Raw genomic sequence first — 6,538 nt, 5'->3', positions numbered from 1 at the left:
CAAGCAAACGCACACTTTCGTTTGGTGAGTCATTCATCACAGGAGCGAAAGATGCACTTTCGGTAATTCCGAATCAGATTCAAGGTTTTGGACGTATCTTCAAAGGACATATTTCGGCAGGAAATGCCGTAAGTGGCCCAGTTGGTTTGGCTCAAATGTACGGCAAATCGTGGGATTGGGAAAGATTCTGGGGCTTAACGGGTTTATTATCAATGGGTTTGGCATTTATGAATGCCTTGCCAATTCCTGCCCTCGATGGTGGACACGTTTTAGTATTACTTTACGAAATGATTACACGCCGCAAGCCATCTGAGAAATTCATGGAGCGTACTCAGCAAGTAGGTACATTCATCTTATTGACATTGATGGTACTTGTGTTGTTCAATGATACCTTTAAGGCTTTGTTTAAGTAGCCCCCCTGCCCCCCGATGGGGGAGTCATTATACGATTTTCTAAAATGATAAAGATATTTTTGGCATTTTTTGCTTTGATAAATCTACTTTCTGTTAGGGAAGTAGAAAAAGCTCCCCCATCGGGGGCGGCTGCTCACGCCTATCATACATCTTTAACCGAAATTCAGTATAATGCCCAAGAGAAATCGTTGGAGATAAGCATCCGAATGTTTACTGATGATTTGGAAACGGCCTTGACAAAAGCCAATAACGGGCAGAAAGTGATGATTGGCGGTAAAAATGATAACAGCGAAGCCATCTTGAATAAATACGTACAGCAGCACTTTGCAGTTTTGGTATCCCAAAAGCAAAAGAGAGCAATGAACGTACTTGGAAAAGAAACCGAAGGTGATGCTACTTGGGTGTACGTCGAAATACCTAATGCACAGGATTTTAAAGGAAATATCCTCTACAATAATATCATGCAGGAGCTTTTTGATGACCAAACCAACCTCGTAAATTTCATTCAACCAGGTGGAAAGAAAACCTATGTTTTCAATGCAAAAACCAAAATTGCCGAGATTGAATAGCAATCATGTGAAAATATAAAGTTTTAGTAGAAAAAATCACAGAACAGTATGCCTGCATACTGTTTTTTTTGTTACTTTTGTGTAGGTTCGAACGCAAGAAACACCAATGAAAAAGGAAAAAACAATAGATTTTTACATAAAATGGGCATGGCATTCAATTTCGAGAATGTATAATGCTTACGCAAATCCCAACGATATGACGATGGCGATTGGCTATGTATTGCTCAATATTGACTCAGAGAAAGGTACACCCGCTACCAAAATTGGGCCTTCGATTGGAATGGAACCTCGAAGCCTAACCAGAATGCTAAAAACCCTCGAAGAAAAAGGCTGGATTTATCGTGAAATTGACCCCGATGATAAGCGTTTCGTAAGAGTGTTTTTGACCGAAGAAGGACGCAAAAAAAGAAGTTTTTCGCGTGAAGGAGTAATCATTTTCAATAAGATGATTCAAGAGCAAATTCCTGCTGAGAAATTGGCCGTTTTTTTTGAAGTAATTAAAGAAATCAACCGAATTGTTGATGAAGAAAATAGCAAAACAAAAGAAAACTTAATCTTAGAAAACGAAATACTGCTTAAGTAAAGCCTTCTAATTATATTTTCTTGTAGCTTTGTAGCAAGAAACCCAACTCAAATATGCACAAAAAACTACTTTTGATTTTTGCTTTTGTATCAATTGCTCAACTTTCACAAGCTCAAGCATTTACATATTACCCATTCAACTCTGTATTTTCGATAGCCACAAATCCCAACAAAGTTGTTTGGGCTGATTTTAGGTTTCAGATGAATTCTTATTTTTCATCATTAAGTACCGAAATCTCTCCGATGTTTAATCTCAATAAATCAGAGCGAGCAAAATTCTACGTAGGTGCAGGAGTAAAAGCTAATTTCTTGAATTATCTAAACCCCGATGCTTCCAAACAATCTCCGTTGGAAGGTTACAGTTTGAACTTTGGTGTGCGTGCATCGCCAGTTCAGAAAATTCCAAGATTACAGGTCGTTTTTGAGCTTTCGCCTTATGCCAATAAAGATTTTGATTTAGGTGTTTTTAGAGCCAATTTAGGCTTAGGCTACGTTTTAGGCAAGAAAAAGCAATAAACTATATTTTACTGTCGTTTGTAAATTTAAGTATGTTTCAATTAAAGTTGTAAACGACTATTTTGGTTGTTTATAATAGCTTTGGGTAGCAATTTTATTGACTATCGACTATTGATTGTGGACTACTTGTGTGAACATACAACAGTAATTTATAATGAAAACTTTTGCTACCCTAACGATTTCCCTCTTGAGTTTTTGTGCATTTTCACAGCAAAAACTTCCATTTATTCCCCGTCCGGCCGTCTCGTTTTTCTTCAATGAAAAACTTGCAGACAACAAAAAAACGATTTCAAAGTCTGATACGCTTCTTGAAGTTAAAGCTATTTTGCAAGGTGAGCAGAAGCAAAAAATGCCAAATCTGACTTTTTTGATTAGTGAAGTTGAGGTTAATCTTATCCGAAATGATAAAAAAATAGCAGGTTTGGTGCTTGCCGAAGGTAAAGGAAGCCTTGCTCCACTCGCCTTGTTGATATTGGCTGGAGATAAGTGTCAACTAACCGTAAAAGGAATAAAATTCCTGCACGAAGGCGTTTACTCTGATGTAGGAACAGGAGATGTAATTAAGAATTATGTTTTTGAATAAAAGTTAAGAATAAAATAACGACGGCAGCGTTTGAAACGCTGCCGTCGTGTGTATTTTATAATTTCTTCTCTTTCTCCAATTTTTCAGCCTTACTAAATTGCTTCATAGCCGTAGTCAGAATTGGGTCTTGGCTATAAATGATTTGATAAAACTCATTGTTTAGGCCATTTTTCATGTTTCTCTGCCAGATGTGTCGAGCAATATTTGCCTTGATTTGAAGTTTGATAAACTCTTTCGAGCGACCAAACTCAGCTGCATTAAATTTGATTTCTGAGTTATTAGCCAATTTTTTCACTTCTTCGAGCATCCCATCGTTTATCACGAAATTATTTAAGAAAGAATTAAAAGGTTGCTTTTCAAGTGTTTTACGATTAGTATTTGCGTAGCTGAGAGCATATTCACGCAAGATATTTTTGCCGTAAAGTTCGAGCAAATATCTTGTGATGTGGCTTGTATCTCTCGGCACAAAAATATCGGGCGTAACGCCACCACCGCCATAAACCGTACGGCCACCTTTGGTTTTGAAACGCATTTTGGGATTATTCTTGATGCTATCAGCAATGAAAAACTCACCCGATTTTCCTCGTTCGTCTAACTCGTGTTCGTAATTTTCTAAATGACCTTTTTCGTAAGGCTTCTGAATACTACGCCCACTCGGAATATAGTAGCGTGAAATAGTTAGACGTAACTCTGAGCCATCTGAAAGCTGAATCGGCTGCTGAACCAAACCTTTCCCGAATGTACGACGACCCACAATCAAAGCACGGTCGTAGTCTTGCAAAGCCCCAGAAAGAATCTCAGATGCCGAAGCACTTCCTTCATCGACCATCACCACGATTGCTCCTTTTTCAAACATTCCGTCGTTTCCTGCGTAAGTTTTTCGGTTATTTCGTGCATCTTTTCCATCAGTATATACAATCACATCTTTTCCGCCTACGAGTTCATCAACGATATCCGTTGCTCTGTCCATATAGCCACCTGGGTTTCCTCTCAAATCAAGCAATAATTGTTTCATGCCTTGTTTTTTGAGGTCGGTCATGTGTTGCTTAAACTCATCGTAGGTAGTTTCGGTAAAACGATTGATTTTGATGTAAGCCGTTTTTTTATCTTCCATCAGATAGGCGGCATCAATCGAATATTGAGCAATTTTATCTCTTACTACCGTAAACTTTAACAAATCTTTGAAGCCTCTACGCTTAACTTCGAGTTTTACTTCAGTGCCACGTTTTCCACGCAGATTCGCAAAAATATTGGTGCTATTGGCATCTTTTCCCGTCAGTTTATTATTATTTGCTTTGATAATCGCATCGCCGCTCTGAATGCCGACGGTTTCTGATGGGCCACCTGCCAATGGCGTAACTACATAGAGTGTATCGTTAAAAACATTGAACTCAATACCAATACCATCAAAACCACTTTCGAGTTGCGAGCGAGCAATGTCGGCTTCTTGCGGCGGGAAATAATAGGTGTGTGGGTCGAGTTTTTCGAGCATTTTTGTAATCGAATAATCGACCAACGAATCGGTATTAACACTATCGACATAGCTACGATTGATGTACGTCAGAATTTCTTTAAATTTATTTGAACTCCGAGAAATATCACCGCCAACTCGACGTCCGCCAAAAAAAGTTGCCCCAATCAATATTCCCACCACGAGTGTGGTTGCTACCACAATCGGTGTTCGAATCGTTGTTTGGTTGTTTTGAATTTTATTTTCTTCCACTTTTATAGTTTTGATTTAATAAATTAGTTCGTACTTTTAGAAACAGATTCTAACGATAATAAATTACATTCGATAGCACAAATTTCTATTCTCAACCCCAATTTACTAAAGAAATGTCTGAAAATCAATCTCGACGTTCGTTTCTACAAAACCTTGGTGTCGGTCTTGGCACTACTGCGGCTGCTTTTGCCGTTCCATCAGTAATGGCAGTGCCAGAAGGCCCTGCTCCAAAGGATGATAAAAAACTCGGTGTTGCACTCGTTGGTTTGGGTAGTTATGCCAAAAACCAATTGGCTGTTGCCTTAGAAAACGCCAAGAATTGTTATTTAGCAGCTATCGTTACTGGTACACCAGCTAAAGCTGACGAATGGGCAAAGAAATACAATTTGCCCAAAGAGAGCGTTTATAATTATCAAAATTTCGATGAAATAGCTAAAAATAAATCGGTTGATATTGTCTATGTGGTGTTACCTAACTCGATGCACCCCGAATTTGTAATTCGTGCGGCAAAAGCAGGCAAGCACGTGATGTGCGAAAAACCAATGGCCAATTCGGTAGCCGAATGCGACGCCATGATAAAAGCCTGCAAGGATGCGGGCGTGCAGTTGGGCGTGGGCTATAGACTTCATTTTGAGCCATTTACGCAAGAAGTAATGCGAATAGGGCAGAAGAAAGAGAAAGGAAATGTGCGATTCATGCAAACTAACTTTGGCTTTACGATTGGCGACCCAACTCAATGGCGTTTGAAAAAAGCTTTGGCAGGTGGTGGGCCATTGATGGATGTGGGCATTTATTGCGTACAGGCATCTCGCTACGTAACGGGCGAAGAGCCACTTTGGGTGACTGCTCAGTTTGGGCCAATTACTGACAAAGAGCGTTTCAAAGATGTAGAAGAAAGCGTATCGTGGCAAATGGAATTTCCTGGAGGGGCAATGGTAAATGGTTTTACTTCGTATAAATCAAATATTGAGCAACTTTATGTGTCAGCCGATAAAGGTTGGATGCAGCTGGGCCCTGCGTATAGTTATGGACCAATCAAAGGCCGAAGCAACGACGGAGAAATGAAATTGCCAGTAGTGCATCATCAGACCGTGATGATGGAAGCAATTTGTAAAGAAATGATTGAAACAGGGAAATTTCCGAAACACATCGACGGCGATGAAGGCAAAAGAGATATGAAAATCTTGATGGCCATCTACGAAGCCGCTCAAACTGGAAAACGTATTAGTTTGGTGTAAATTGGGCTGTTGGCTTTTAGCTATTAGCAAAGGTAAAAAACTTCAAGCCAATAGCTAACAGCTAATCGCTAAAAGCATTTTATCAAACCATTTTTCAACTTTCAGCGTTATACGTATTCAAACAAAATCTATCAAACACAAATGAAAAAAATCGTTTTACTATTCTCTCTTTTTGTATCAATGGGAGCAATGGCACAAGGCATCAAAACGCCAGCTCCGAGTCCAACCCAAACTATCAAGCAAGATTTTGCACTTTCATCAATCGAAGTAAACTATTCTCGTCCATTGGCTAAAGGTCGTAAGATTTTTGGTGATTTAGTGCCTTTTGGTGCTATGTGGAGAACGGGTGCTAATGGTGCAACCAAAGTGACTTTCGGCGAAGACGTGAAAGTTGGTGGCGTGGCCGTAAAAGCAGGTTCGTATGCCCTTTACTCAATTCCTAATGCTGGTGAATGGGAAATCATCTTGAATAAAGGTGTAAACAACGGTGGTTTGAATGGCTACAAAAAAGAAGAAGATGTGGCTCGTTTCAAAGTAAAATCGATGACTTTACCAATGAATATCGAATCTTTCACGATTATTATTGGTGATGTAATGGCTGCATCGGCAAATATCCAAATCATGTGGGAAAACACGGTGGTGAGTATTCCAGTAGAAGCCGATATCGATAGCAAAATTATGAAATCAATTGATACTGCGATGAACGTTGACAACCGTCCGTATTTTGCAGCAGCCAGTTATTATTTCGATAATGGCAAAGATATGGCAAAAGCATTGGAGTGGGTAAATAAAGCTATCGACGCTCAACCAAGTGCGTATTGGATGGTGCATTTGAAAGCAAAAATCCAAGCTAAAATGGGTGATAAAGTAGCTGCAAAAGCAACAGCTATGAAAGGAATTGAGTTAGCAAAAGC

General features: G+C 39.4%; 8 protein-coding genes. 7 read left to right on the top strand and 1 reads right to left on the bottom strand.

The annotated features are described in order from the left end of the window. The 5 genes from ACOVO2_RS19985 to ACOVO2_RS19965 form a co-directional block, all read left to right on the top strand. On the top strand, positions 1-413 hold a 413-nt coding region (locus ACOVO2_RS19985), incomplete at its 5' end, for a site-2 protease family protein (protein WP_421771675.1). A gap of 44 nt (positions 414-457) precedes the next feature. Beyond that, positions 458-982 carry a DUF6702 family protein gene (locus ACOVO2_RS19980; RefSeq protein ID WP_421771674.1) on the top strand — a complete coding sequence of 175 codons (525 nt, stop codon included), beginning with the start codon at positions 458-460 and terminating at the stop codon, positions 980-982. Between the two features lie 106 nt (positions 983-1,088). Then, positions 1,089-1,565: a MarR family winged helix-turn-helix transcriptional regulator gene (locus ACOVO2_RS19975; protein WP_421771673.1), complete on the top strand. Its 477-nt coding sequence runs from the start codon at positions 1,089-1,091 to the stop codon at positions 1,563-1,565. Between the two features lie 53 nt (positions 1,566-1,618). Further along, the gene (locus ACOVO2_RS19970) at positions 1,619-2,080 is read left to right on the top strand and encodes a hypothetical protein (protein WP_421771672.1); all 462 of its coding nucleotides are present in this window, start codon (positions 1,619-1,621) and stop codon (positions 2,078-2,080) included. Positions 2,081-2,234: 154 nt separating this feature from the next. Beyond that, on the top strand, positions 2,235-2,663 hold the full coding sequence (locus tag ACOVO2_RS19965; protein ID WP_421771671.1) for a hypothetical protein: 429 nt from the start codon (positions 2,235-2,237) through the stop codon (positions 2,661-2,663). Positions 2,664-2,718: 55 nt separating this feature from the next. On the opposite strand, the gene ACOVO2_RS19960 is transcribed toward ACOVO2_RS19965, so the two are convergent. Further along, positions 2,719-4,386: a S41 family peptidase gene (locus tag ACOVO2_RS19960; protein ID WP_421771670.1), complete on the bottom strand. Its 1,668-nt coding sequence runs from the start codon at positions 4,384-4,386 to the stop codon at positions 2,719-2,721. A 113-nt stretch (positions 4,387-4,499) separates the two neighbouring features. Here ACOVO2_RS19960 and ACOVO2_RS19955 point away from each other — a divergent pair, with 113 nt between their 5' ends. Both ACOVO2_RS19955 and ACOVO2_RS19950 read left to right on the top strand, forming a co-directional pair. Then, positions 4,500-5,624, top strand: a complete 1,125-nt coding sequence (locus ACOVO2_RS19955) for a Gfo/Idh/MocA family protein (RefSeq protein ID WP_421771669.1) — start codon at positions 4,500-4,502, stop codon at positions 5,622-5,624. A gap of 141 nt (positions 5,625-5,765) precedes the next feature. Beyond that, positions 5,766-6,538: DUF2911 domain-containing protein (locus tag ACOVO2_RS19950; protein ID WP_421771668.1), on the top strand; the 773-nt coding region annotated here is incomplete at its 3' end.

Origin of the sequence: Emticicia sp. (assembly GCF_049241225.1) — a bacterium.
Taxonomy (GTDB): Bacteria; Bacteroidota; Bacteroidia; order Cytophagales; family Spirosomataceae; genus Emticicia.
The sequence above is the reverse complement of the archived record's forward strand: the minus strand, read 5'-3'. Positions and strand labels throughout refer to the sequence as shown.

What these genes read in the sequence shown, in the direction of transcription:
- ACOVO2_RS19980 (WP_421771674.1), top strand. Translation starts at nt 458, where the DNA reads ATGATAAAGATATTTTTGGCATTTTTTGCTTTGATAAATCTACTTTCT.
- ACOVO2_RS19975 (WP_421771673.1), top strand. Translation starts at nt 1,089, where the DNA reads ATGAAAAAGGAAAAAACAATAGATTTTTACATAAAATGGGCATGGCAT.
- ACOVO2_RS19970 (WP_421771672.1), top strand. Translation starts at nt 1,619, where the DNA reads ATGCACAAAAAACTACTTTTGATTTTTGCTTTTGTATCAATTGCTCAA.
- ACOVO2_RS19965 (WP_421771671.1), top strand. Translation starts at nt 2,235, where the DNA reads ATGAAAACTTTTGCTACCCTAACGATTTCCCTCTTGAGTTTTTGTGCA.
- ACOVO2_RS19955 (WP_421771669.1), top strand. Translation starts at nt 4,500, where the DNA reads ATGTCTGAAAATCAATCTCGACGTTCGTTTCTACAAAACCTTGGTGTC.